At 62.3% G+C, this 22,135-nt stretch carries 26 protein-coding genes; 13 read left to right on the forward strand and 13 right to left on the reverse strand.

Features of this window, described 5'->3' with window-relative positions; all coding sequences use genetic code 11:
- Positions 1-53 precede the first annotated feature (53 nt).
- Both hemF and aroE read left to right on the forward strand, forming a co-directional pair.
- Positions 54-974, forward strand: a complete 921-nt coding sequence (hemF, locus tag M5B99_RS11560; protein ID WP_248804136.1) for an oxygen-dependent coproporphyrinogen oxidase — start codon at positions 54-56, stop codon at positions 972-974.
- Positions 974-1,795: a shikimate dehydrogenase gene (gene aroE, locus M5B99_RS11565; RefSeq protein ID WP_248804137.1), complete on the forward strand. Its 822-nt coding sequence runs from the start codon at positions 974-976 to the stop codon at positions 1,793-1,795. Before hemF ends, aroE begins: the two co-directional genes overlap by 1 nt.
- A 171-nt stretch (positions 1,796-1,966) precedes the next feature.
- Here aroE and M5B99_RS11570 read toward each other — a convergent pair whose 3' ends face one another.
- From M5B99_RS11570 to betC, 3 genes are all read right to left on the reverse strand, one after another.
- Positions 1,967-3,535: a SulP family inorganic anion transporter gene (locus M5B99_RS11570; RefSeq protein ID WP_248804138.1), complete on the reverse strand. Its 1,569-nt coding sequence runs from the start codon at positions 3,533-3,535 to the stop codon at positions 1,967-1,969.
- Between the two features lie 228 nt (positions 3,536-3,763).
- Positions 3,764-4,684 carry a choline ABC transporter substrate-binding protein gene (locus tag M5B99_RS11575; RefSeq protein ID WP_248799705.1) on the reverse strand — a complete coding sequence of 307 codons (921 nt, stop codon included), beginning with the start codon at positions 4,682-4,684 and terminating at the stop codon, positions 3,764-3,766.
- Positions 4,685-4,703: 19 nt separating this feature from the next.
- The gene (betC, locus tag M5B99_RS11580) at positions 4,704-6,218 is read right to left on the reverse strand and encodes a choline-sulfatase (RefSeq protein ID WP_248804139.1); all 1,515 of its coding nucleotides are present in this window, start codon (positions 6,216-6,218) and stop codon (positions 4,704-4,706) included.
- 114 nt (positions 6,219-6,332) lie between these two features.
- Between betC and M5B99_RS11585 the strand changes: the two genes are divergently transcribed.
- Together M5B99_RS11585 and M5B99_RS11590 are read left to right on the forward strand one after the other, a co-directional pair.
- Positions 6,333-7,283, forward strand: a complete 951-nt coding sequence (locus tag M5B99_RS11585; protein ID WP_248804140.1) for a choline sulfate utilization transcriptional regulator — start codon at positions 6,333-6,335, stop codon at positions 7,281-7,283.
- 35 nt (positions 7,284-7,318) lie between these two features.
- A complete protein-coding gene (locus tag M5B99_RS11590; protein ID WP_248804141.1) occupies positions 7,319-7,645 on the forward strand; it encodes a DOPA 4,5-dioxygenase family protein in 327 nt (108 codons plus the stop codon).
- Positions 7,646-7,649: 4 nt separating this feature from the next.
- On the opposite strand, the gene M5B99_RS11595 is transcribed toward M5B99_RS11590, so the two are convergent.
- The 4 genes from M5B99_RS11595 to trpB form a co-directional block, all read right to left on the reverse strand.
- Positions 7,650-8,090: an anti-virulence regulator CigR family protein gene (locus M5B99_RS11595; RefSeq protein WP_248804142.1), complete on the reverse strand. Its 441-nt coding sequence runs from the start codon at positions 8,088-8,090 to the stop codon at positions 7,650-7,652.
- Positions 8,091-8,233: 143 nt separating this feature from the next.
- Positions 8,234-8,524 carry a hypothetical protein gene (locus tag M5B99_RS11600; RefSeq protein ID WP_248804143.1) on the reverse strand — a complete coding sequence of 97 codons (291 nt, stop codon included), beginning with the start codon at positions 8,522-8,524 and terminating at the stop codon, positions 8,234-8,236.
- 192 nt (positions 8,525-8,716) lie between these two features.
- Positions 8,717-9,523: a tryptophan synthase subunit alpha gene (trpA, locus tag M5B99_RS11605; protein ID WP_248804144.1), complete on the reverse strand. Its 807-nt coding sequence runs from the start codon at positions 9,521-9,523 to the stop codon at positions 8,717-8,719.
- Positions 9,523-10,743: a tryptophan synthase subunit beta gene (gene trpB, locus M5B99_RS11610; protein WP_248804145.1), complete on the reverse strand. Its 1,221-nt coding sequence runs from the start codon at positions 10,741-10,743 to the stop codon at positions 9,523-9,525. Before trpB ends, trpA begins: the two co-directional genes overlap by 1 nt.
- A gap of 112 nt (positions 10,744-10,855) precedes the next feature.
- On the opposite strand from trpB, the gene M5B99_RS11615 reads away from it, so the two are divergent.
- A complete protein-coding gene (locus tag M5B99_RS11615) occupies positions 10,856-11,752 on the forward strand; it encodes a LysR family transcriptional regulator (RefSeq protein WP_248804146.1) in 897 nt (298 codons plus the stop codon).
- Positions 11,753-11,832: 80 nt separating this feature from the next.
- Here the strand turns inward: M5B99_RS11615 and M5B99_RS11620 are convergent, their stop codons facing one another.
- A complete protein-coding gene (locus M5B99_RS11620; protein WP_218224759.1) occupies positions 11,833-12,159 on the reverse strand; it encodes a DUF883 family protein in 327 nt (108 codons plus the stop codon).
- 161 nt (positions 12,160-12,320) lie between these two features.
- Here M5B99_RS11620 and M5B99_RS11625 point away from each other — a divergent pair, with 161 nt between their 5' ends.
- Both M5B99_RS11625 and M5B99_RS11630 read left to right on the forward strand, forming a co-directional pair.
- Complete coding sequence (locus M5B99_RS11625; RefSeq protein WP_100939968.1) at positions 12,321-12,536, forward strand: dodecin; 216 nt, start codon at positions 12,321-12,323, stop codon at positions 12,534-12,536.
- 134 nt (positions 12,537-12,670) lie between these two features.
- Positions 12,671-12,901 (forward strand): DUF1161 domain-containing protein, encoded by a 231-nt coding sequence (locus M5B99_RS11630; protein WP_248804147.1) that lies wholly within the window; start codon positions 12,671-12,673, stop codon positions 12,899-12,901.
- Between the two features lie 54 nt (positions 12,902-12,955).
- Here the strand turns inward: M5B99_RS11630 and M5B99_RS11635 are convergent, their stop codons facing one another.
- The gene (locus tag M5B99_RS11635) at positions 12,956-13,957 is read right to left on the reverse strand and encodes an LLM class flavin-dependent oxidoreductase (RefSeq protein WP_248804148.1); all 1,002 of its coding nucleotides are present in this window, start codon (positions 13,955-13,957) and stop codon (positions 12,956-12,958) included.
- 219 nt (positions 13,958-14,176) lie between these two features.
- Between M5B99_RS11635 and M5B99_RS11640 the strand changes: the two genes are divergently transcribed.
- Together M5B99_RS11640 and M5B99_RS11645 are read left to right on the forward strand one after the other, a co-directional pair.
- Positions 14,177-14,608 carry an OsmC family protein gene (locus tag M5B99_RS11640; RefSeq protein ID WP_248804149.1) on the forward strand — a complete coding sequence of 144 codons (432 nt, stop codon included), beginning with the start codon at positions 14,177-14,179 and terminating at the stop codon, positions 14,606-14,608.
- A 127-nt stretch (positions 14,609-14,735) separates the two neighbouring features.
- The gene (locus M5B99_RS11645) at positions 14,736-14,969 is read left to right on the forward strand and encodes a DUF1161 domain-containing protein (RefSeq protein ID WP_248804150.1); all 234 of its coding nucleotides are present in this window, start codon (positions 14,736-14,738) and stop codon (positions 14,967-14,969) included.
- Positions 14,970-14,976: 7 nt separating this feature from the next.
- Here the strand turns inward: M5B99_RS11645 and M5B99_RS11650 are convergent, their stop codons facing one another.
- Complete coding sequence (locus tag M5B99_RS11650; RefSeq protein WP_248804151.1) at positions 14,977-15,393, reverse strand: hypothetical protein; 417 nt, start codon at positions 15,391-15,393, stop codon at positions 14,977-14,979.
- Between the two features lie 181 nt (positions 15,394-15,574).
- Between M5B99_RS11650 and M5B99_RS11655 the strand changes: the two genes are divergently transcribed.
- Positions 15,575-16,627 carry an aminopeptidase gene (locus tag M5B99_RS11655; RefSeq protein ID WP_248804152.1) on the forward strand — a complete coding sequence of 351 codons (1,053 nt, stop codon included), beginning with the start codon at positions 15,575-15,577 and terminating at the stop codon, positions 16,625-16,627.
- A gap of 124 nt (positions 16,628-16,751) precedes the next feature.
- On the opposite strand, the gene M5B99_RS11660 is transcribed toward M5B99_RS11655, so the two are convergent.
- Positions 16,752-17,396 carry an HAD family hydrolase gene (locus tag M5B99_RS11660; RefSeq protein ID WP_248804153.1) on the reverse strand — a complete coding sequence of 215 codons (645 nt, stop codon included), beginning with the start codon at positions 17,394-17,396 and terminating at the stop codon, positions 16,752-16,754.
- A gap of 27 nt (positions 17,397-17,423) precedes the next feature.
- Complete coding sequence (locus M5B99_RS11665; RefSeq protein ID WP_248804154.1) at positions 17,424-17,972, reverse strand: gamma carbonic anhydrase family protein; 549 nt, start codon at positions 17,970-17,972, stop codon at positions 17,424-17,426.
- Positions 17,973-18,034: 62 nt separating this feature from the next.
- Here M5B99_RS11665 and prlC point away from each other — a divergent pair, with 62 nt between their 5' ends.
- Complete coding sequence (gene prlC, locus M5B99_RS11670) at positions 18,035-20,113, forward strand: oligopeptidase A (protein WP_248804155.1); 2,079 nt, start codon at positions 18,035-18,037, stop codon at positions 20,111-20,113.
- Positions 20,110-20,397, forward strand: coding sequence for a YheV family putative zinc ribbon protein (locus M5B99_RS11675; protein WP_248804156.1), 288 nt, complete (start codon positions 20,110-20,112; stop codon positions 20,395-20,397). Before prlC ends, M5B99_RS11675 begins: the two co-directional genes overlap by 4 nt.
- Before the next feature lie 52 nt (positions 20,398-20,449).
- On the opposite strand, the gene M5B99_RS11680 is transcribed toward M5B99_RS11675, so the two are convergent.
- Positions 20,450-21,094, reverse strand: a complete 645-nt coding sequence (locus M5B99_RS11680; protein WP_248804157.1) for a protein tyrosine phosphatase — start codon at positions 21,092-21,094, stop codon at positions 20,450-20,452.
- Between the two features lie 300 nt (positions 21,095-21,394).
- Here M5B99_RS11680 and M5B99_RS11685 point away from each other — a divergent pair, with 300 nt between their 5' ends.
- Positions 21,395-22,135 (forward strand): gluconate 2-dehydrogenase subunit 3 family protein, encoded by a 741-nt coding sequence (locus M5B99_RS11685; RefSeq protein WP_248804158.1) that lies wholly within the window; start codon positions 21,395-21,397, stop codon positions 22,133-22,135.

The raw sequence follows: 22,135 nt of genomic DNA on the forward strand, positions 1-22,135 counted from the left end.
TGCCACCGGCCGTCCGAGATGCCGCGTGGCTTTGCCCGATTCAAGGTGATGCCATGACTACCCGCACCGAGGCCGTGAAAGCCTACCTGCTCGACCTGCAAGACCGTATCTGTGCCGCCCTGGAGGCCGAAGACGGGGGCGCGCACTTCGTCGAAGACGCCTGGACCCGCCCCGCCGGTGGTGGCGGTCGGACCCGGGTGATCGGCAACGGCCAGGTCATAGAGAAAGGCGGCGTGAACTTTTCCCACGTCTTCGGCAGCGGCCTGCCGCCGTCGGCCAGCGCCCATCGCCCGGAACTGGCCGGGCGCGGCTTCGAGGCCTTGGGCGTGTCCCTGGTGATTCACCCGCACAATCCTCATGTGCCGACGTCCCATGCCAATGTGCGCTTTTTCATCGCCGAGAAAGCAGGCGAGGAACCGGTCTGGTGGTTCGGCGGCGGTTTCGACCTGACGCCCTACTACGCCAACGAAGAAGACTGCGTGCACTGGCACCGGGTAGCCGAGCGCGCCTGTGCGCCGTTTGGCGCTGATGTCTACCCACGCTACAAAGCCTGGTGCGACAGCTATTTCCATATCAAGCACCGCAATGAGCCGCGCGGTATCGGCGGCCTGTTCTTCGATGACCTGAACGAGTGGGACTTCGACACCAGCTTCGCCTTCATGCGGGCGATCGGCGACGCCTATATCGAGGCCTACCTGCCGATCGTGCGGCGCCGCAAGGCCCAGGCCTGGACCGCACAGCAGCGCGAGTTCCAGGAGTTCCGCCGCGGTCGTTACGTGGAGTTCAACCTGGTATACGACCGCGGCACGTTGTTCGGCCTGCAATCGGGTGGTCGTACCGAATCGATCCTGATGTCGTTGCCGCCGCAAGTGCGCTGGAGCTACGACTGGAAGGCCGAGCCGGGCAGCGCGGAGGCACGCTTGACCGAGTACTTCCTGCAGGACCGAGACTGGCTGGCGGAGGGGAATATCTGATGGACCGTTACGTTGTCTTCGGCAATCCCATCGGCCACAGCAAATCGCCGCTGATTCACCGTCTGTTTGCCGAACAGACCGCCCAGCAGCTGGACTACAGTACCTTGCTGGCGCCCCTTGATGACTTTTCCGGCTGTGCCCAGGCGTTTTTCCAGGAAGGACGCGGGGCCAATGTGACGGTACCGTTCAAGGAAGAGGCCTATCGCCTGGCCAACAGCCTGACAGCCCGGGCGCAGCGGGCCGGGGCGGTGAATACCCTGAGCAAGCTGGCCGATGGCAGCCTGTTGGGTGACAACACCGATGGCGCCGGACTGGTGCGCGATCTGACGGTGAATGCCGGGTTCAGCCTGCGGGGCAAGCGTATCCTGCTGCTGGGGGCGGGTGGTGCGGTCCGTGGGGCTCTGGAGCCCCTGTTGGCGGAGCAACCGGCTTCGGTGATCATTGCCAATCGGACCGTCGAGAAAGCCGAGTTGCTGGCCGAACTGTTCGCCGATCTGGGGCCGGTGTCGGCCAGTGGCTTCGACTGGCTGCGCGAGCCGGTGGACCTGATCATCAATGCGACTTCGGCGAGCCTGTCGGGGGATGTACCGCCGATTGCGCCGAGCCTGATCGAGCCTGGCAAGACCTTCTGCTACGACATGATGTACGGCAAGGAGCCGACGGCGTTCTGTCGTTGGGCGAGTGAGCATGGTGCGGCCGTATCGATGGATGGCCTGGGCATGCTGGCCGAGCAGGCGGCAGAGGCTTTCTTCCTCTGGCGCGGCGTGCGACCGGATACGGCGCCGGTGCTGGCGGAGTTGCGGCGGTTGCTGGCGCTCTGAGCTTGGACACAATATTACTGGCTGATCGCAAATCTGATGTGGGAGCGGAGCTTGCCCGCGAAGAGGCCCTTGAGACCGCTAAAAGCTTCGCGGGCAAGCTCCGCTCCCACACAAGCTCCGCTCCCACACAAGTCCGCTCCCACAGGACACCCTATCCATAGTCAGGTGCGATCAATCCTCAAACAGGATCGGGCACTTATCCACACCCTCGAGCCTGACCAACTCATCCACCACCGGCGCCCGCGCCCGTCTCAGGGTCAGGCTGCGGCCTTCGCGTATCAGGCGTCGGGCCTCCTGGTGCAGCATCTCGACTCCCGAGTAATCGATGAAGTTGATCTGCTGCGCTTCGATCACCACCTTCACCCCGTGCAAGCGTTGCAACTGCACTTGCAGGTAATGGCTGGCACCGAAAAAGATCGACCCGCCGACCCGCAGCACATCTTCGTCGCGATCGCGCCAATGCTGCACCCGTGGCTGCGAGGTGCGCTTGAGGTAGAAGAACAACGACGCCAGCACCCCGGCATAAATTGCCGTCTGCAACTCCAACAGCAAGGTCGCCACGCAGGTCAGGGCCATCACCGCGAACTCGGCGTGACTGACCCGGAATAGCGCCCGAATGCTCCGCCGGTCCACCAACCCCCAACTGATCAACAGGATACTGCCGGCCATCGCCGGGATCGGGATATGCGCGATCAGCGCCGAGCCGGTCACGGCGAACAGCGCCACCCAGAGCGCGGAAAACACTCCGGCCAGCGGTGAGCAGGCCCCGGCCTCGTAGCTCAGCGCGGCGCGGGTGAACGAGCCGGCGGACAGGTAGCCGGAAAACAGGCTGCCGATCATGTTCGACAGACCCTGGGCGCGGACTTCCTGGTTGGCATCGAGCAATTGCTGTGAGCGTGCGGACAGCGAACGGGCTATCGACAGGCTGGTCACCAACCCGAGCATGCCCACTGCGACGGCGCTGGGCAGCAGGCGCAGGATGGTTTCCAGGTCCAGCGGCAAGGCGCTGAACGGCGGCAACCGACCGATGAAGCCCTTGACCAGTTGCACATGCCCGAACAGGCCCGGGCACAGCCAGACCAGCAGGCTGGCCAGGACCAGGGTGATCAGCAGGGTCGGCCAGCGGGGCAACCAGGATCTGAGCGCGAGACCCAAGAGCAGTGTCCCCAGCCCCAGCAGTAGCGAGGGTTTGTCCAGTTCGCCGAGGTGCTGGCCCAGTTGCAGCAGGCTGTTCAGGGCGGTGGCCTGGTTGGGGATATCGAGCCCCAGCAGGTTCGGCAGTTGGCCGAGCGCGATGACCACGGCGGCGCCCAGGGTGAAGCCCAGCACCACCGAATGCGAGACGAAGTTCACCAGGGCGCCGAAGCGCAGCATGCCGAGCAGCCACTGGAAGACCCCGGCGATACAGGTCAGCAACAGGATCAGGGTCACGTAGTCCTGGCTGCCGGGCACCGCGAGCGGGCTGACACTGGCGAACAGGACAATCGAGATGGCCGCCGTGGGCCCGCAGATCAGATGCCAGGACGAGCCCCAGAGACAGGCGATCAGCACCGGGACGATGGCTGCGTAGAGGCCGTATTCGGGCGGCAGGCCGGCGATCAGGGCGTAGGCGACCGATTGTGGCAAGGCCAGGATCGCCCCGCTCAGGCCGACGATCAGGTCACGACTGACGCTGGCGCGGGTTTGTCGCGGCAGCCAGCTGAGAAATGGCAGGAGTTTGTGGCGGTTGGTCCAGCCCATGGGTCTCTCGGTTGGGTGAGTCGGCGTCGGGGTGACGGGGTGGTGTGACAGGAGCAAGGCGTCCGACGCCGGTTGGGCCGCGCACATTCCTTGTGGGCGTGGAGTTGCTTTGTGGGAGCGGTGCTTGCCCGCGAAGCTTTTAGCGGCCTCAAGGGCCTCTTCGCGGGCAAGCACCGCTCCCACACATTGGGGTCTGCGGTGTTGCATGCAGCCTGTATCAGGTTCAACTCAGAGCTTGGCTTTGACCGCCGGCAACCCATCCTGGCCATCCACGGTCTTCACCCCGTCCAGCCATTTGTCCAGCACCGCCGGATTGGCCTTGATCCAGGCCTTGGCCGCGTCGGCATTGCTCAGCTTCTTGTTCGCCACCTCGGCCATGATGCTGTTTTCCATGTCCTGGGTGAAACTCAGGTTGCTCAGCAACTTGCCGACGTTCGGGCAGGCTTGTGCATAACCCTTGCGGGTCACGGTATAGACGCTGCCGGTATCGCCAAAGTATTTCTCGCCACCCTTGAGATAGTGCATCTTCATCTGCACGTTCATCGGGTGCGGGGTCCAGCCGAGGAAGACCACGAACTTCTGTTTCTTCACCGAACGGGCCACTTCGGCCAACATCGCCTGCTCGCTGGACTCCACCAGCTTCCACTGGCCGAGGTCGAACTCGTTTTTCTTGATGATATCCGCCAGCGAGGCATTGGCCGGCGCGCCGGAACCGATGCCATAGAGCTTCTTGTCGAACTTGTCGGCGAACTTGTTCAGGTCGGCAAAGTTATGCACACCCGCGTCCCAGACGTAGTCCGGGACCGCCAGGGTGAATTCGGTGCCGTCGAGGTTCTTTGCCAGTTGCGTGACATCGCCGTTGGCCAGGAACTTGTCGTAGAAACCCTGCTGCGCCGGCATCCAGTTGCCAAGGAACACGTCGACCTGACCGTCCTTGAGACCGCCATAGGTGATCGGCACCGCCAGGGTGTCGACCTTGGCCTTGTAGCCCAGGCCGTCCAGCAGCAAGCTGGTGATGGCGTTGGTCGCGGCGATATCGCTCCAGCCCGGATCGGCCATTTTTACCGTGTCGCAGCTCTGCTCGGCATAGGCACTCAGGCTGCTCATGACCAGCAAGCCGGCCGTCAGTGCTGTGGATAACTTCTTCATCGCCTTCCCCTTACGTTCGTTATTGGTTTTGGCAGGGTTGTGGATAACGTGCTTTGCGTTCCAGATCGTCGAGGTCGATATGGTTGCGCATGTATTGCTGACTGGCGTCCACCAGAGGCTGGTGATCCCAGCTCTTCAGCTTGCCTTGGCTCAGCGCGGCGGCGACGAAACGCCGACGCCGTTGACTGGCGAGCACCTGTTGGTGGATCGCCGGGATGTTCCATTTCGTCCGGGCTTCGGCCAGGAAGTCGTTGAAGAGTGCTTGATGCGGCGCTGACTGGCTGAGTTCCTCCTCCTCGCGGGGGTCGTTGTGGACATCGAAGAGCAGACAGGGATCGTCTTCGCTGTAGATGAATTTGTAGGCCCCGCGACGAATCATCATCAGCGGGCTGATGGTGCCTTCGGCCATGTACTCGCCGAACACTTCGTCGTGACCGCCCTCGCCCTTCAGGTGTGGGACCAGCGAGCGGCCGTCCAGGGGCAGATCGGCCTGCAGCGTGCCGCCTGCCAGTTCCACCAGGGTCGGCAGCAGGTCGGCGGTGGAAACCGCCGCGCTGACGCGTCCGGCGGCGAACTGCCCGGGGGCGCTGATCAGCAACGGTACCCGCGCGGACATTTCGAACCAGTGCATTTTGTACCAGAGGCCGCGCTCGCCGAGCATGTCGCCGTGATCGCCGGAGAACACGATCAGGGTGTCTTCGGCCAGCCCGGTTTCCTCCAGGGTTTGCAGGAGTTTGCCGACGTTGCTGTCGATATAGCTGCATGCACCGAAGTAGGCGCGACGAGCGTCGCGGATCTTGTCCACAGGCAGCGGCTTGTCCCACAGGTCGTAGACCTTGAGCAAACGCTGGGAATGCGGATCAAGGCTGTCTTGGGCCGGGGTCTGTGGCAACGGAATGTCTTCGTCGCGATACAGGTCCCAGAAGGCCTTGGGAATGGTGTAGGGATCGTGGGGGTGGGTCATGGACACGGTCAGGCAGAACGGCTGGTTGCCGTCTTCGCGCACGTGGTCGAACAGGTATTGCTGCGCCTTGAAGACCACCTCTTCATCGAAGTCCAGCTGGTTGGTGCGCACGCAGGGACCGGCCTGCAATACCGAGGACATGTTGTGGTACCAGCTGGGCCGCACATCGGGCTCGTCCCAGTTCACCGCCCAGCCGTAGTCCGCCGGATAGATATCGCTGGTCAGGCGCTCTTCGTAACCATGCAGTTGGTCCGGCCCGCAGAAGTGCATTTTGCCCGACAGCGCGGTGCGATAGCCCAGGCGCCGCAGATAGTGGGCATAGGTCGGTACGTCGGCGGGGAAATCGGCGGCGTTGTCGTAGGCGCCGATCTTGCTCGGCAACTGGCCGCTGACCAGGGTGAAGCGCGAAGGCGCGCAGAGCGGGCTGTTGCAGTAGGCGGCATCGAAAACCACGGCTTGGGCAGCCAGGCGGCTCAGGTTCGGAAGCTTGATAGGCGATGCACCGTAGAGCGGCAACAGGGGCGCGGCCATTTGATCGGCCATGATGAAGAGAATGTTCTTGCGCTTCATGTAATCGCGGCATTCCATAGTGAATTGTTATGCGATAGTGCTGTGATTCAGCATGTAGTCCACGGAATCTGTGGTAAAGCCCTTGCCAAACAATGACTAGGATAAGTACAGCTTATGTATGAAGCGCTGGGTGACCTGTCCCTCGATTTGCTCCGGGTCTTCGAAGCGGCGGCCCGTCACCACAGTTTTACTGCCGCGGCGGTGGAACTGGGCACTACCCAGCCGGCTATCAGCCAGCAGATCAAGCGCCTGGAAGACCAACTGACCACTCGCCTGTTCGATCGTATCTACCGGGGCATCGAGTTGACCGAGGCCGGCTCGATTCTGTTCGAGCAGGTTCAGGTTGGTTTGCAGAGCATCGACAGTGGTTTGAGCGCGGTCACCGCCCAGCATCAGCACGAGGTGCTGCAGGTCGCCACCGACTTTGCCTTTGCCGCCTATTGGCTGATGCCGCGCCTGCATCGCTTTCATGCGGCCAATCCGCAGGTCGATGTCAGCCTGGTGACCAGTGAACGTAGCCACAACATGTTGCGCACCGATATCGATGTCGCGGTGTTGTTCGGCAAGGGCCGGTTCAAGCAGGGCGAGAGCCATTGGCTGTTCAGCGAGGAAGTGTTTCCGGTGTGCAGCCCGCAATTGCTCAAGGGCCGCGTGCTACCGCTGCCCACCGAGGCCTTGCTGGAGTTTCCCCTGCTGCACCTCAAGGGCGAAAACAGCAGCCACTGGTTCGACTGGAGCGGGGTTTTTCGCGAGCTGGGGCTGACTGCGGCGCCGGCGCCGGGGCAATTGCGCTTCGACAACTACACCTTGCTGATCCAGGCGGCGATTGGCGGCCAGGGCGTGGCCATCGGCTGGCGCCACCTGGTGGATAACCTGTTGGAGCAGGGCTTGTTATGCCGACCGATCAGCCAGTCGGTGATTTCCACCTTTGGCTACTACGTGGTATTGCCCCAGCGTAAACGGCGTGGCGCGCTGATCCAGCGCTTCTTCGATTGGCTGATGGCCGAGCAGGCCGACAGCGCGCAATCGCTGGTGGGGCTGGGCTTGCCTTCGATTGCGGTGTAGCGTTAGGCCATTATCCAACGCTGAACGAGAGCGGCATGCAACGTATCAAGGGCTATCACGCTCATATCTATTTTGATGCTTCGACCCTGGAGCAGGCCCGTGAGCTGTGTGAGCGGGCGGCGGCGACTTTTCCGCTGCAGATGGGACGGATGCACCAGCGCCTGGTGGGGCCGCATCCGGACTGGAGCTGCCAGTTGGCCTTCGATGCGCAATACATCGGCGTGGTCTTGCCGTGGCTGGCGCTGAACCGCAAGGGTCTGGTGGTGTTCCTGCATCCCCTGACCGGCGACGACCTGGCCGACCATCGCGATCACGGGATCTGGATGGGTGCGGTCAGGCCATTGGATCTGTCGCTGTTCTAGACGGTCAGTTCAGCACGCCGTCGAGAATCTCGTAGACGACCCCGGTGCCGATGGTAATCAGGACCACGTCATTGCCCATGCGCCGCCATTCATAACCTTCATACACTGGCAGACGGGCCAGTGCCCGGTCGTCCAGGCGTTCACCCTCGTAGCCCCGTGGCAGCGGCCGGCCGCGTTCCAGACGGTAGCCCGGTGGCGGTGGCGCGCCGCGGCCGAAATGTTCGCGGTCTTCATGAATGATCTGCCGGACCGGGCCGAAATCCTGGGGCGGACGGTGCATTTCGCGCTGGTCATGACCCCTGTCCGGGCCCCTGTCGGCGCCTCGTTGGTCGTAACCGCCGCGACCGTGATCTTCACCGTGCCACTGGTCCTCGGCATGCAGCAGCGGGCTGGCGCTGAGTACCAGCAGGCCAAGACCGGCCATCAGGCGTTTGGGCATTTTCATCGGGGGCATTCCTCACCACACGGGCAATACATCGAATAGGGGTGAAGGCTTGGCTTCAAACCCCCGGGTCTTACTCTGTTAGTCCGTATGGTGGCGTTTAGATTCCTTTGTATCAGGAACTTTACCTTCCTCCGGCTCCGCTGTTATCGCCAGCGATCATGCTGTTCGTTCATGCCGTGGCGTAGCGCTTCGAGGCGTTCGCGCAAGGAGACTTCATTGGCCGGCTCGCCCGCTGTCCTTGCCTGGGCATGGGGATCGGAGGTCAGGCTCGTGGAGCTCGGTGCCAGGGGTTCGAACGCGAACAGGCTGGACAGGCTTTGTCGTGGTGGCGGAGTCTGGCGTGGTCGCGAAGTGACCGACCTGAGCCGTGTCGGGCGAGGGGTTTGGGTGACGGGCAGGTGATCGACGAGGGGGTGGGCGACAGCGAGCGTCATAAGCGGCATCCATGTTCATAGGTAACGATCCGGCGCTCCTGCGCGGCCGTCTCTTGCCAGGGTTTCCCGGAAAGAGAATGTAATGATTACCCCTTTGACAGCGAAGTTCTGTCAATAAACGCTCAGGCTCGCGTCCATGAAAAAGGGACCCAAGGCTGTTGCCCTGGATCCCTCGGTGTCGTGCCGCGAGGTTCAGCGCGCGGTACGTACGCCTTCGGCGAGGGCCGCGCACAGGCCCAGCACGCCATCGATGGCTTGCTCATCGCTGGTGGCATTGGCGATGTGATCGATCAGCGCCGAGCCGACCACCACGCCGTCCGCCAGCCGGGCGATGGCGGCGGCCTGCTCCGGTGTGCGGATACCGAAACCGATGCTGATCGGCAGGTCGGTGTGGCGACGCAGGCGGGCCACCGCCTCTTCGACATGTTCCAGGGTTGCCGAGCCGGCCCCGGTCACACCGGCCACCGACACGTAGTAGACGAAGCCGGAACTGCCGTTGAGCACGGTGGGCAGGCGGACGTCGTCGGTGGTCGGCGTGGTCAGACGGATAAAGTCCAGGCCGGCGGCCTGGGCCGGCTCGCACAGCTCGCCGTTATGTTCCGGCGGCAGGTCGACCACGATCAGGCCGTCGACACCGGCGGCCTTGGCATCGGCGATAAAACGCGGCACGCCGTAGTGGTGGATCGGGTTGAAGTAACCCATCAGCACCAACGGGGTTTCGTTGTTCCCGACGCGGAACTCGCGAACCATCTGCAGGGTTTTCGCCAGGTTCTGCTTGGCGGCCAGGGCGCGGATATTCGCCAGCTGGATCGCCGGGCCATCGGCCATCGGATCGGTGAAGGGCATGCCCAGCTCGATCACATCGGCACCGGCCTTGGGCAGGCCCTTGAGGATTGCCAGGGAGGTGTCATAGCCCGGGTCGCCGGCGGTGACAAAGGTCACCAGGGCGGCGCGATTCTGTTGTTTCAGCTCGGCAAAGCGGGTTTGCAGGCGGCTCATCAGTGTTTCTCCTGCTGCGACTGTTGCATGTGGTGCATCACGGTTTGCATGTCCTTGTCACCGCGACCGGACAGGTTGACCACCATCAGGTGATCCTTGGGCAGGGTCGGTGCGCGCTTGAACACTTCGGCCAGGGCATGGGCGCTTTCCAGCGCCGGGATGATGCCTTCCAGGCGGCAGCACTGGTGGAACGCGGCCAGGGCTTCGTGATCGGTGACCGAGGTGTACTGGACGCGGCCGATATCGTGCAACCAGGCGTGTTCCGGGCCGATGCCGGGGTAGTCGAGGCCGGCGGAAATCGAGTGGGCGTCGATGATCTGACCGTCGTCGTCCTGCAGCAGGAAGGTCCGGTTGCCGTGCAGCACGCCAGGGACGCCGCCGTTCAGGCTGGCGGCGTGCTTGCCGGTCTCGATGCCGTGGCCGGCCGCTTCGACGCCGATGATTTCGACGCTGGTGTCATCGAGGAACGGGTGGAACAGGCCCATGGCGTTGGAACCACCGCCGATGCACGCCACCAGGCTGTCGGGCAGGCGCCCTTCCTGGGCCTGCAGCTGCTCGCGGGTTTCCTTGCCGATCACCGACTGGAAGTCGCGGACCATGGCCGGGTACGGGTGTGGACCGGCGACGGTGCCGATCAGGTAGAAGGTGCTGTCGACGTTGGTCACCCAGTCGCGCAGGGCTTCGTTCATCGCGTCCTTCAGGGTGCCGGTACCGGCAACCACCGGGATCACTTCGGCCCCCAGCAGTTTCATGCGGAACACGTTGGCCTGCTGGCGCTCGATGTCGGTGGTGCCCATGTAGATCACGCAGTCCAGGCCGAAGCGCGCGGCGACGGTGGCGGTGGCCACGCCGTGCATGCCGGCGCCGGTCTCGGCGATAATGCGTTTCTTGCCCATGCGCCGTGCCAGCAGGATCTGGCCAATGCAGTTGTTGATCTTGTGGGCGCCGGTGTGGTTCAGCTCTTCGCGCTTGAGGTAGATCTTCGCGCCACCGCAGTGTTCGGTCAGGCGTTCGGCGAAGTACAGCGGGCTCGGACGACCGACGTAGTCGCGCTGGAAGTAGGCCAGTTCCTTGATGAACGCGGGATCGACCTTGGCGGCTTCGTATTCGCGGTTCAGGTCGAGGATCAGCGGCATCAGGGTTTCGGCCACGTAGCGGCCGCCGAATGCGCCGAACAGGCCGTTGGCGTCGGGGCCGTTGCGCAGATTGGACTGGGTCATGGGAGGCTCCAGGTGGGCGATTGAATGTTCGATGGGGTTCACTCTAACCATGACAGGCGCGGATGAAAACCGATAAGATCGCCGTAACCTGTCAGGAAAACTCACAGATATCATGAGCCGCGATCTTCCTCCGCTCAATGCCTTGCGCGCCTTCGAGGCTACCGCCCGTTTGAACAGCGTCAGTCAGGCGGCCGAACAGCTACATGTGACCCATGGGGCAGTCAGCCGGCAATTGAAAGTGCTGGAGGAACACCTGGGCCTGAGCCTGTTCGTCAAGGAAGGCCGCGGCCTGAAACTCACAGATGCGGGGATACGCCTGCGCGACGCCAGTTTCGAAGCGTTCGAGCGGCTGCGAACGGTCTGTGCCGAGTTGGCCCAGAGCACGGCGGACGCGCCGTTTGTACTGGGGTGTTCCGGGAGCTTGCTGGCGCGCTGGTTTATTCCGCGCCTGGGGCGGCTGAATGCCGACTTGCCTGACCTGCGCCTGCACCTCTCGGCCGGTGAAGGCGACCTCGATCCGCGCAAGCCGGGGCTCGACGCCCTGCTGCTGTTCGCCGAGCCGCCATGGCCGGTGGATATGCAGGTGGTGGAGCTGGCGAGCGAGCGCATCGGGCCGGTCATGAGCCCGCATTTTGCCCGTTACGAGTCATTGCTGCGCGAACCGGCTCGTGGGTTGATGGGCGAGCCGCTGTTGCACACCACCTCGCGACCCCAGGCCTGGCCCAGCTGGGCGCGGCAGAACGCTATCGATGTGGCGCAGTTGAAGTATGGACAGGGGTTCGAGCACCTGTATTACCTGCTCGAAGCGGCGGTGGCCGGGTTGGGGGTGGCGATCGCGCCGCAGCCGTTGGTGGCGGACGATTTGCGTGCCGGTCGGCTGGTGGCGCCCTGGGGCTTCAATGAAACCCCGGGGCGCCTGGCGTTATGGTTGCCCCGGCGTGCCGCGGACGGACGCGCCCAGCAGTTGGCCCAATGGCTCAAGACCGAGTTGGAACAGAGCGTTGCCTGAGGCATATGGGCTATGGAAAACGCCGCGAACCTGTAGGCGCTGGCAAGCCGGCGCCTACAGAGGTCCGAGTTTGCCCTTGATTAATCCCCGCGTTTGCACAACAGGTAGGCCGCCAACAGCCCCAGCGCACCCACGGCGACACCAGCGGTTGTCCATGGATGCTCCTGGGCATAATCACGGGTCGCAATCCCGGTTTCGCGGGTTCTGACCTTGACCTCCTCATAGGCATCGCTGAGCAGGTGACGTGAATGCTTGAGCGCGTTCTCGGCATTGCTTTTCAGCGCCTTGAGGGTCTTGCGCGACTCATCAGAGGCGTCGTCCTTGAGGCTTTCGAGGGACTTGAGCAGGCTCTCGATTTCGGCTTCCATGCTTTGCAATGAGGCTTTGCGTAGTGAGTTGCTGGCCATATCGGCGTTCTCCCGCAGTTGAGTGGCGTGTGAAAGTTGGGACTCCGGCAGGCTATGAAAGTGCAAAAAATCTGCATCGCCTCTCAGGATCTCTCGATCCGAGCCGTGGGAAAAATCACTGCTAGTCTCTCAGGACAGCCCCCGGGACTTAGGAGAACAGCATGAGCGACCATCACACCTACAAGAAAATCGAACTGGTAGGTTCTTCCCCTACCAGCATAGAAGACGCCATCAACAACGCCCTGGCCGAAGCCGGTAAAAGCATCAAGCACCTGGAATGGTTCGAGGTGCTCGATACCCGCGGGCATATCAAGGACAACAAGGCCGCGCACTTTCAGGTGACCCTGAAAGTCGGCTTCCGAATCGCCAATAGCTGAACAAATACTGGCCTTTTGAACTTATAGGCTGGCCGACGGCCATATTGATTGCTATACAGAGGGCGCTGAATAGCCCCAGGTGCGTCGTCCAAAAGCCGACGCACTTTTTTTGATCTGACCAGGGAATATGATCGATGAAAAAGCTTGTGCTGGCGGTAGCGTTGTTGAGTCTGGCAGGAACCGCCCTTGCGGCGGGCAAGCCATGCGACGTGGTGGAGAAGGAAATCAAGGACAAGCTTGAAGCCAAGGGCGTCCATGGTTATTCGCTGCAGATCGTCGATAAAGCCAGCAATACCGGTATTGATGGCAAGACCATTGGCAGCTGTGATGCTGGTAAAAAGGAAATCGTCTACAAGCGTAAATAAGCGTGAGTGGGCATCAAAGCCGGCGCCAGGCGCCGGCTTTTCTGTTTCTGGCCCTCAGCCCCGCATGACCTGCGCCAGCAACTCGTAGGAATGCAGCCGATCGGCATGTTCATACAGGTCGCAGGTGAAGATCAGCTCGTCGGCCTGGGTCTGTTCGATCAGCACTTCCAGCTTGGCGCGGATCTTTTCCGGGCTGCCGACCATCGCCAGACCGAGGAAACTTGCCACCGCTTCTTTTTCGTGGGGCAGCCACAGGCCATCCATGCTCTGCACCGGAGGCCGTTGCACCAGGCTCTGGCCACGCATCAGGGCGAGGATGCGCTGGTACACCGAGGTCGCCAGGTAGTCGGCTTTTTCATCGGTATCCGCGGCCACCAGCGGTACGCCGAGCATCACATAAGGTTTGTCGAGCACGGCCGAAGGCTTGAAGTGGTTGCGATAGACGCGAATCGCTTCATGCATGTAGCGCGGTGCGAAATGCGAGGCGAAGGCGTAGGGCAAGCCCCTCTCACCGGCCAGTTGGGCACTGAACAGGCTCGAACCGAGCAGCCAGACCGGCACCTGGGTGCCGGTGCCCGGCATGGCGATCACCCGTTGCTCCGGCGTCCGCGGACCCAGGTAGCCCATCAGCTCAGTGACATCTTCGGGGAAGTCGTCGGCGCTGCCCGAGCGCTCGCGGCGCAAGGCCCGGGCGGTCATCTGGTCGGAACCCGGGGCGCGGCCCAGGCCCAGGTCGATACGGCCGGGATAGAGGCTTTCCAGGGTGCCGAACTGTTCGGCGATTACCAGTGGCGCATGGTTGGGTAGCATCACACCGCCGGAACCGACACGAATGGTCGAAGTGCCGCCCGCCAGGTAACCCAGCAGCACGGAGGTGGCCGAACTGGCGATGCCGTCCATATTGTGGTGCTCGGCGACCCAGAAGCGCTGATAGCCTAACTTTTCCACATGGCGGGCCAGGTCCAGCGAGTTGCGCAACGATTGGCCCGGGCTGCCGTCCTGGCGCACGGGCACCAGGTCGAGGGTGGAAAACTTGACATCGGACAGTCGCTTCATGAGCCTGCTACTCCTGTGAGGGTACGCAGGCTTCGTCTGCTGTCGAAAAACCTGCCGGTCTCCAGGGAATGTGGGCATATACCCGAGTTTCAAGGGGGGAGCTGTTTTTAACCTGCATTTTTTCAGATGAGTCTTACAAAATGAACTTTGAACCAGCGTCTATCCTCAGAACCTTGACCCCGGCGTGAACCCCTCGCGCCGGCTTTTGAGGAGGCAGCTATGAGTATCAAGAAGAAAGCATCGGCTCATTGGGCGGGCGACCTGAAAACCGGTATCGGTTCCATTTCCACGGAAACCGGGGTGTTGCGCGAAGCGCCTTACGGTTTCAAGGCGCGTTTCGAAGGCGGCAAGGGTACCAACCCGGAAGAGCTGATCGGCGCCGCCCACGCGGGGTGCTTCTCCATGGCTTTTTCGATGATCCTTGGCGATGCCGGGCTCAAGGCCGACAGTATCGAGACCCAGGCCGAAGTGACCCTGGATCAGGTTGACGGTGGTTTTGCGATCACCGCGGTACACCTGATTCTCAAGGCGAAAATCCCCGGCGCCAGCCAGCAGCAGTTCGATGAGCTGAGCAAAAAGGCCAAGGAAGGTTGCCCGGTGTCCAAGGTGCTGAACGCGAAGATCAGCCTGGACGGGACCCTGGTGCACTGATCAGGTGGCGGCAAGCGCCGGGGATGGGAGGCGCAGCAGAACTTGGCCGGCGCAATTGTGGTCGAATAAAGTGTGGAGCTTGCGCGTATGCCCTCGCGACGCACGGCCGTAGTCAAGGAGTTCGACCATGAAACGTATTGCCCTGGGGATTTTCTGTTGCGTGCTGGCCACCTCGGCTTTGGCGGCGACCAAGCCTTGTGAAGAGCTCAAGGCCGAGATCGAAACCAAGATCCAGGCCTCCGGCGTCAGTTCCTACACCCTGGAGATCGTCGCCAAGGATGACGTCCACGACCAGAATATGGTCGTGGGCAGTTGCGAAGGCGGCAGCAAGAAAATCATCTACCAGAAGAACGACCGCTGAAGCCTGGCTACGGAATGCAGAACACGTCGTTCTGTTCGGCCACCACTTCGCCCTTGTCGTTATACAGCCGCGCGCTGGCGTTGAAGCCCAGGGCAATGCCCTCCAGGCGGTAACGCCGGCCGGCTTCGAAGTGGTCGTAGTGCACGTTCAGGTAGCACAGGCGATTCGGCGGATCGGTGTTCATCGCCATGCCGCCGATATAGACCTCGTAATCGAAACGGGCCCGGAGGTCATGGCTACCCGGTGTGACCTGGAAGAAGCGCCCGTCGCGCAGACGCTGCTTGTCCAGGCTTTCGGCCATGATCACCGTGCCGGTGTGGGTATCCAGGTCGACCCAGGCCATTTGCGGATTCACCGCCGGTAACGGACTGACACAGCCGCCCAGGCTGGCCAGGGCGAAGAGTACAGGGAGCATTTTACGCATGATGGTTTCCGCTCTATCAGAGGATCAGCATACCCGCGTTCAGGGGTATCGGGACGCGCGGGGGGTCAACCTTGTGGTGGTGGGGCCGCATTCCAGTGAACACCTCAGTCTCGATAATCATTCATGGAAAGGTGTTCCGTCCGCGCGCTAGTCTTGTGTCTGCTCCCTGCAGGTAACTCCCATGATGTTCAGTCCCGTGGTCCGCGGTTCGATAGGCGCCGTGCTGCTGCTGTTGCTCGGTGCTTGCAGCAGTATCGATTATTATAGCCAGTTGGCCCATGGCCAGGTGAGCCTGCTACGGGCCCGGGAGCCGGTGGCCGCGGTGATTGCCGATCCGGCGCGGGACCCGAAGTTGCGCGAGCACCTGGCCCAGTCCCAGCAGGCGCGGGCCTTTGCCAGTGAGCATCTGCACCTGCCTGACAACCGTAGTTACCGCGTGTATGCGGATATCAAACGCCCTTATGTGGTCTGGAACGTCTTCGCCACGCCGGAGTTTTCCCTGACCCCGCAGCAGCATTGTTTCCCTATCGCCGGCTGCGTGGCCTATCGCGGCTATTACAACCAGGGCGCGGCGCGGGGGCAAGCGGCGCTGCAGAAGCAGCAGGGCATGGACGTGTATATCAGTGGGATCGAGGCCTACTCGACGCTGGGCTGGTTCGACGATCCGATTATCAGCTCGATGATGACCTGGGGCGACGAGCGCCTGGCGACCTTGATCTTTCATGAGCTGGCGCACCAGCGCTTTTATGTGAAGGACGACACCGAGTTCAACGAGTCCTATGCCAACTTCGTCGAGCAGGAAGGCACACGGCAATGGCGGGCGGCGCGGGGCTTGCCGCCGGCCAGGGTCAATGAGGTAGCGCAGAAGGATCAGTTTATCGAACTGGTGCTGCACACTCGTGAACGTCTGCAAGCGCTGTACGCCCAACCTTTGCCGGCCGAACAGATGCGTGGGCGCAAGGCGGCGGAGTTCGAGCGCCTGCGCCGGGAGTATCGACGTGTGCAGGCGACGCAGTGGGCGGGAGACAAGCGTTATGACGCCTGGATCAACGCGCCGCTGAATAACGCCAAGCTGCTGCCCTTTGGGCTGTATGACCAGTGGGTGCCGGCATTTGCGGCGTTGTTCAGGCAGGTCAAGGGTGACTGGCCGGCGTTTTTCACTGCGGTGGAAAAGCTCGGGGGCTTGCCGGTTGAGGAGCGCAAGGCGGCGTTGCATCAGTTGATGCCTGGCTGAAGGGCCCCTTCGCGGGCAAGCTCCGCTCCCACAGGTTTTGTGCCGTACACAAAATAGTTGTACAACACAGAATCTAATGTGGGAGCGGAGCTTGCCCGCGAAGGAGGCGACTCGGTCCACTGCCTTACACAAACGCCCGATGCAGCTCAGCCAAGGTCTGGAAATGATAAGCCGGCTGCTGTGCGCTCAACTCCTCGAAGCTGCCGAACCCATACCCCACCGCCGCCGCATCCAAACCATTGCGTTGCGCGCCGATCAGGTCGTGCTTGCGGTCGCCGATCATCAGTGTATCGCCCGGTTCCAGCCGTTCTTCGGCGATCAGGTGGGCAATCAGCTCGACCTTGTCGGTTCGCGTGCCATCCAGCTCACTGCCATAGATCACCTTGAAGTACCGGGCAAAATCGAAATGCCGGGCAATCTCCCGGGCAAACATCCAGGGTTTTGACGTGGCGATATACAGCGTGCGCCCCTGCCCGCCCAACCGTTCCAGCAATGGCATGACCCCTTCGAACACCCGGTTCTCATACAGCCCGGTGACCTTGAAGCGCTCCCGGTAGAAGTTCACCGCTTCCCAGGCCTTGGCCTCGTCAAAACCATAGAACTGCATGAACGCCTGCAACAACGGCGGGCCGATAAAGTGTTCGAGCTTGCCGAGGTCCGGCTCGTCGATCCCCAGTTTGCCCAGCGCGTACTGGATCGAACGGGTGATGCCCTCGCGCGGGTCGGTCAGGGTGCCGTCGAGGTCGAAGAGAATCGTCTGGTAATGCATGGTGTGTCCTGGCTGTACAAAAAGTAATCAAGTGGCCTGATGATAACCTTCGGCCATGTGCAGGTCCTTGAGCTTCACGTAGTTCGCCGCACTGTAGGTGAAAAACGCCCGCTCCTTGTCCGTCAACGCCCGCGCCTGCTTGACCGGGCTGCCGACATAGAGAAAGCCGCTTGCCAGGGTCTTGCCCGGCGGCACCAGGCTGCCGGCGCCGACGATCACCTCGTCCTCGATCACCGCGCCGTCCATGACAATGCTGCCCATGCCGATCAGAATCCGGCTGCCCAGCGTGCAGCCATGCAGCATGACCTTGTGGGCGATGGTCACGTCGTCGCCGATCAGCAGCGGGAAACCCTCGGGGTTGAAAGGCCCGGCGTGGGTGATATGCAGCACGCAGCCGTCCTGCACGCTGGTGCGCTGGCCGATGCGGATACGGTGCATGTCACCGCGGATCACGGTCAGCGGCCAGATGGAGCTGTCGGCGCCGATTTCGACGTCGCCGATCACCACCGCCGAACGGTCGACAAAGGCCCGTTCACCGAGTGCCGGCGTGAGGTTCTGATAGGTACGAAGGGTCACGATAGGCGCTCTCTCTTTGGTTGATAGCTGCGGTCGGCGTCGATTGTAATTAAGATGGGCCCATGTTTCTTCCAGCCAAGGTGCCAACCGTGAGCGTGAACAACCCTCTTCTGCAGTCCTACGACCTGCCGCCGTTCTCGGCGATCCGCGCCGAACACGTGCTGCCGGCCATCGAACAGATCCTGGCGGACAACCGCGCGGCCATCGCTGAAATCCTCGCGACCCAGGGTCAACAGCCTACCTGGGCCGGGCTGGTCCTGGCGATGGATGAACTCAACGATCGCCTGGGCGCCGCCTGGAGTCCGGTCAGCCACCTCAATGCGGTGTGCAACAGCGCCGAGTTGCGCGAAGCCTACGAGGCCTGCCTGCCGGCCTTGAGCGCCTACTCCACGGAGTTGGGTCAGAACCGCGAACTGTTCCAGGCTTTCGAAGCCCTGGCGAACAGCCCGCAGGCCGCCAGCTTCGACGTGGGCCAGAAAACCATCCTCGAACACTCCCTGCGCGACTTCCGCCTGTCGGGTATCGACCTGCCGCCCGAGCAGCAGAAGCGTTACGCCGAAGTGCAGAGCAAGCTTTCCGAACTGGGCAGCCGCTTCTCCAACCAATTACTCGACGCGACCCAGGCCTGGACCCGGCACATCACCGACGAGGCCGGTCTCGCCGGCCTGAGCGATTCCTCCAAGGCGCAAATGGCTGCCGCGGCCAAGGCCAAGGACTTGGACGGTTGGTTGATCACCCTGGAGTTCCCGAGCTACTACGCGGTGATGACCTACGCCCAGGACCGCGCCCTGCGCGAAGAAGTGTACGCCGCCTACTGCACCCGCGCCTCGGACCAGGGGCCGAACGCCGGCCAGTACGACAACGGCCCGGTGATGGAAGAGATCCTCGACCTGCGCCAGGAGCTGGCTCAATTGTTGGGTTTCACCAGCTTCGCCGAACTGAGCCTGGCGACCAAGATGGCCGACTCCAGCGACCAGGTGCTGAGCTTCCTGCGCGACCTGGCCAAACGCAGCAAGCCGTTCGCCGCCCAGGACCTGCAGCAGCTCAAGGCCTATGCCGCCGAGCAAGGCTGTCCGGACCTGCAAAGCTGGGACAGCGGCTACTACGGCGAGAAGCTGCGTGAACAACGCTACAGCGTTTCCCAGGAAGCCCTGCGCGCCTACTTCCCGATCGACAAGGTACTCGGCGGGCTGTTCGCCATTGTCCAGCGCCTGTACGGCATCGAAATTGCCGAACAGAGCGGTTTCGACACCTGGCACCCGGATGTTCGCCTGTTCGAAATCAAGGAGAACGGCCAGCATGTCGGGCGTTTCTTCTTTGACCTGTACGCCCGCGCGAACAAGCGTGGCGGTGCCTGGATGGACGGTGCCCGTGACCGTCGGCGTACCGTTGATGGCGTCCTGCAGAACCCGGTGGCCAACCTGGTGTGCAACTTCGCCCCGGCCGACAGCGGCAAGCCCGCGTTGCTGACCCATGACGAAGTCACCACCCTGTTCCACGAATTCGGTCATGGCCTGCATCACTTGCTGACCCGCATCGAGCATGCCGGTGTGTCCGGTATCAACGGCGTGGCCTGGGATGCCGTGGAACTGCCGAGCCAGTTCATGGAAAACTGGTGCTGGGAGCCTGAAGGCCTGGCGCTGATCTCCGGTCACTATGAAACCGGCGAGCCGCTGCCCCAGGACCTGCTGGAAAAAATGCTCGCGGCGAAAAACTTCCAGTCCGGGTTGATGATGGTGCGCCAGCTGGAGTTTTCCCTGTTCGACTTCGAACTGCATGCCACCCATGGCGACGGTCGCAGCGTGGCGCAGGTCCTCGAAGGCGTGCGCGACGAGGTCTCGGTCATGCGTCCGCCGGCCTACAACCGCTTCCCCAACAGTTTTGCGCACATTTTCGCCGGCGGTTATGCGGCGGGCTACTACAGCTACAAATGGGCCGAAGTGTTGTCGGCCGACGCCTTCTCCAGGTTCGAGGAAGAGGGGGTACTGAACGCGCAGACCGGACGCGCCTTCCGTGAAGCGATCCTGGCGCGCGGCGGCTCCCAGGAGCCAATGCTGCTGTTCGTCGACTTCCGTGGTCGCGAGCCGTCGATTGACGCACTCTTGCGTCACAGCGGCCTGGGCGAGGGTGCCGCGGCATGAGCGAGGTCCCTGTGATCAAGACCAAGAAGCGCTTTATCGCCGGGGCGGTCTGCCCGGCGTGCAGCGAGCAGGACAAGCTGATGATGTGGAGCGAAGACGACATTCCGCACCGTGAGTGCGTGGCTTGTGGTTATGCCGATACGCTGAATGAGCAGGGCTTGTCGGTGCCCAAGGAGCTGGGCACGCGGGTCAATACCGCACCGGTCAAGGCGCCGCAGGACAACAAGGTCCAGACCGTGCAGTTCTTTCCCAATCCCAAGCTGAAGAAGCCCGACGGCCAGTAGCCGCCGAGCGACTATCGCCTGAGCCGGGTCACGCCCGGCTCAGGCCCGGTCATCACTCGACACTGGCGGACTTGAGCCAGCTGCGCACCGCGCAGGTGGCGTAGGGGTTGGTGCTGCACGCGCCGCTGGCCAGGGCCTCGCGCAGCTTGTCGACGGGCGCCTGCATCATGTAGCGGATGCTGTCCTTGAAATGGGTGTTGTCGCCGAACCCGCCCATCATCATCTCGCTCAGGGCTTCCTCCTTGGTCCAGCCCTGCACCACCACACGGTACATCGCCGCCACCAGGCCGGTGCGTTCCGTACCCTGCTTGTCGTGGATCAACACCGAGCCCTTGTCCTCGGCGTCCTTGATCGCCCGCAAGATCATCAATACGTCGGCGTCGTCGACCCGGCCGATCCGGTAGGGCAGTTGCACCTGTTTGATTCCCGGGGCCGACAGCCAGCTGGAGTCGGCGTCCGGCTGGAAGTTGATCACGGTGGTGATGTTCAGCTTGAGCAGAAGCGGCACGGCGTTGCTGTCGGGCAAGGTGCTGCGATAGAGCGTCGGGGTCATCTGGTTGAGGTTGTACTGGCTACCCACCGGCGTGGCCCATTGTGGCGGGCGCAGGCTGCTGCTGTCGCCCGCCTGGGCAGCGGGCAGCAGCAGGCCGCTGACAAGCATCAGGCCAAGGATGGAACACCAACGAATGATCGACATATGGATGGCGCCCGGAAAAAGAGAACTCGATATTGCCCTATAGCATTGATTTTTACGGATCAAAAGCCTGTGAGTCGAGTGTCAAAGATTTGTGAGATGGGCGGAATGGGGCAGGAAAAGCCCGGGATTTTTAGCTGAAACGATTCATCTTGATGCTTAGGCTGCTATCATTTGTAACTAAAGGTTGCCAGTGTGTTCTCTATGCGAGATGTCTCGTTGGAGACCGCTGCCCGAAAAAGACAGGTTGCTCAATCGAAGCGACCGATTAATCCGTGCGTGCATGATGAGTGAGGTAACGCCATGTCTGATCAAGATCGAGATAACCCTCGGCGTGAGTTCCTGCGCAAAACCCTGACCCTGATCCCGGTGGTCACCGTGGCGAGCAGCGCCCTGGGCAGCAGTGTTTTGCAGGCTGCGTCGCAAGCGTTACCAGCGGCCGCGGACAAGGCACCGGTCAACAGCGGGCATTACGAACCGAGCTTCTTCACCGCCGAGGAATGGGCTTTTCTCAACGCCGCCGTGGCCCGTTTGATTCCGGCCGACGCCCAAGGGCCGGGCGCCCTGGAGGCCGGTGTGCCGGAATTCATCGACCGGCAAATGAATACGCCCTATGCCAGTGGTGCCTTGTGGTTCATGCAGGGTCCCTTCGCCGCCGACGCTCCAGCGGAGATGGGCTGGCAAAGCAAACTGGTGCCGCGGGAGATCTATCGCCTGGGCATCGCCGCCACGGAGGCCTGGTGCAAGAAGCTGCACGGTTCAACATTTTCTGGGCAAGACAGCGCTACCCAAGATGCCTTGCTCAAGCGACTGGAGGCCGGCGACGCCGACTTCGACACTGTCCCGCCGAAGATTTTCTTCAGCTTCTTGCTGCAAAACACCAAGGAGGGGTTCTTCTGCGACCCGGTCCATGGCGGCAACAAGGGCCTGGTCGGCTGGACCATGATCGGCTTTCCCGGCGCCCGCGCCGACTTCATGGACTGGGTTGAACGCAACGAGCAATACCCCTTCCCGGCAGTATCCATTCGCGGCGAGAGGGCGTGA

Origin of the sequence: Pseudomonas sp. MWU13-2100, assembly GCF_023242365.1 — a bacterium.
In the GTDB taxonomy this organism is placed as follows: domain Bacteria; phylum Pseudomonadota; class Gammaproteobacteria; order Pseudomonadales; family Pseudomonadaceae; genus Aquipseudomonas.

Coding starts and splice junctions, on each gene's coding strand:
- hemF (WP_248804136.1), top strand. CDS start 54: ATGACTACCCGCACCGAGGCCGTGAAAGCCTACCTGCTCGACCTGCAA.
- aroE (WP_248804137.1), top strand. CDS start 974: ATGGACCGTTACGTTGTCTTCGGCAATCCCATCGGCCACAGCAAATCG.
- M5B99_RS11570 (WP_248804138.1), bottom strand. CDS start 3,535: ATGGGCTGGACCAACCGCCACAAACTCCTGCCATTTCTCAGCTGGCTG.
- M5B99_RS11575 (WP_248799705.1), bottom strand. CDS start 4,684: ATGAAGAAGTTATCCACAGCACTGACGGCCGGCTTGCTGGTCATGAGC.
- betC (WP_248804139.1), bottom strand. CDS start 6,218: ATGAAGCGCAAGAACATTCTCTTCATCATGGCCGATCAAATGGCCGCG.
- M5B99_RS11585 (WP_248804140.1), top strand. CDS start 6,333: ATGTATGAAGCGCTGGGTGACCTGTCCCTCGATTTGCTCCGGGTCTTC.
- M5B99_RS11590 (WP_248804141.1), top strand. CDS start 7,319: ATGCAACGTATCAAGGGCTATCACGCTCATATCTATTTTGATGCTTCG.
- M5B99_RS11595 (WP_248804142.1), bottom strand. CDS start 8,090: ATGAAAATGCCCAAACGCCTGATGGCCGGTCTTGGCCTGCTGGTACTC.
- M5B99_RS11600 (WP_248804143.1), bottom strand. CDS start 8,524: ATGACGCTCGCTGTCGCCCACCCCCTCGTCGATCACCTGCCCGTCACC.
- trpA (WP_248804144.1), bottom strand. CDS start 9,523: ATGAGCCGCCTGCAAACCCGCTTTGCCGAGCTGAAACAACAGAATCGC.
- trpB (WP_248804145.1), bottom strand. CDS start 10,743: ATGACCCAGTCCAATCTGCGCAACGGCCCCGACGCCAACGGCCTGTTC.
- M5B99_RS11615 (WP_248804146.1), top strand. CDS start 10,856: ATGAGCCGCGATCTTCCTCCGCTCAATGCCTTGCGCGCCTTCGAGGCT.
- M5B99_RS11620 (WP_218224759.1), bottom strand. CDS start 12,159: ATGGCCAGCAACTCACTACGCAAAGCCTCATTGCAAAGCATGGAAGCC.
- M5B99_RS11625 (WP_100939968.1), top strand. CDS start 12,321: ATGAGCGACCATCACACCTACAAGAAAATCGAACTGGTAGGTTCTTCC.
- M5B99_RS11630 (WP_248804147.1), top strand. CDS start 12,671: ATGAAAAAGCTTGTGCTGGCGGTAGCGTTGTTGAGTCTGGCAGGAACC.
- M5B99_RS11635 (WP_248804148.1), bottom strand. CDS start 13,957: ATGAAGCGACTGTCCGATGTCAAGTTTTCCACCCTCGACCTGGTGCCC.
- M5B99_RS11640 (WP_248804149.1), top strand. CDS start 14,177: ATGAGTATCAAGAAGAAAGCATCGGCTCATTGGGCGGGCGACCTGAAA.
- M5B99_RS11645 (WP_248804150.1), top strand. CDS start 14,736: ATGAAACGTATTGCCCTGGGGATTTTCTGTTGCGTGCTGGCCACCTCG.
- M5B99_RS11650 (WP_248804151.1), bottom strand. CDS start 15,393: ATGCGTAAAATGCTCCCTGTACTCTTCGCCCTGGCCAGCCTGGGCGGC.
- M5B99_RS11655 (WP_248804152.1), top strand. CDS start 15,575: ATGATGTTCAGTCCCGTGGTCCGCGGTTCGATAGGCGCCGTGCTGCTG.
- M5B99_RS11660 (WP_248804153.1), bottom strand. CDS start 17,396: ATGCATTACCAGACGATTCTCTTCGACCTCGACGGCACCCTGACCGAC.
- prlC (WP_248804155.1), top strand. CDS start 18,035: ATGTTTCTTCCAGCCAAGGTGCCAACCGTGAGCGTGAACAACCCTCTT.
- M5B99_RS11675 (WP_248804156.1), top strand. CDS start 20,110: ATGAGCGAGGTCCCTGTGATCAAGACCAAGAAGCGCTTTATCGCCGGG.
- M5B99_RS11680 (WP_248804157.1), bottom strand. CDS start 21,094: ATGTCGATCATTCGTTGGTGTTCCATCCTTGGCCTGATGCTTGTCAGC.
- M5B99_RS11685 (WP_248804158.1), top strand. CDS start 21,395: ATGTCTGATCAAGATCGAGATAACCCTCGGCGTGAGTTCCTGCGCAAA.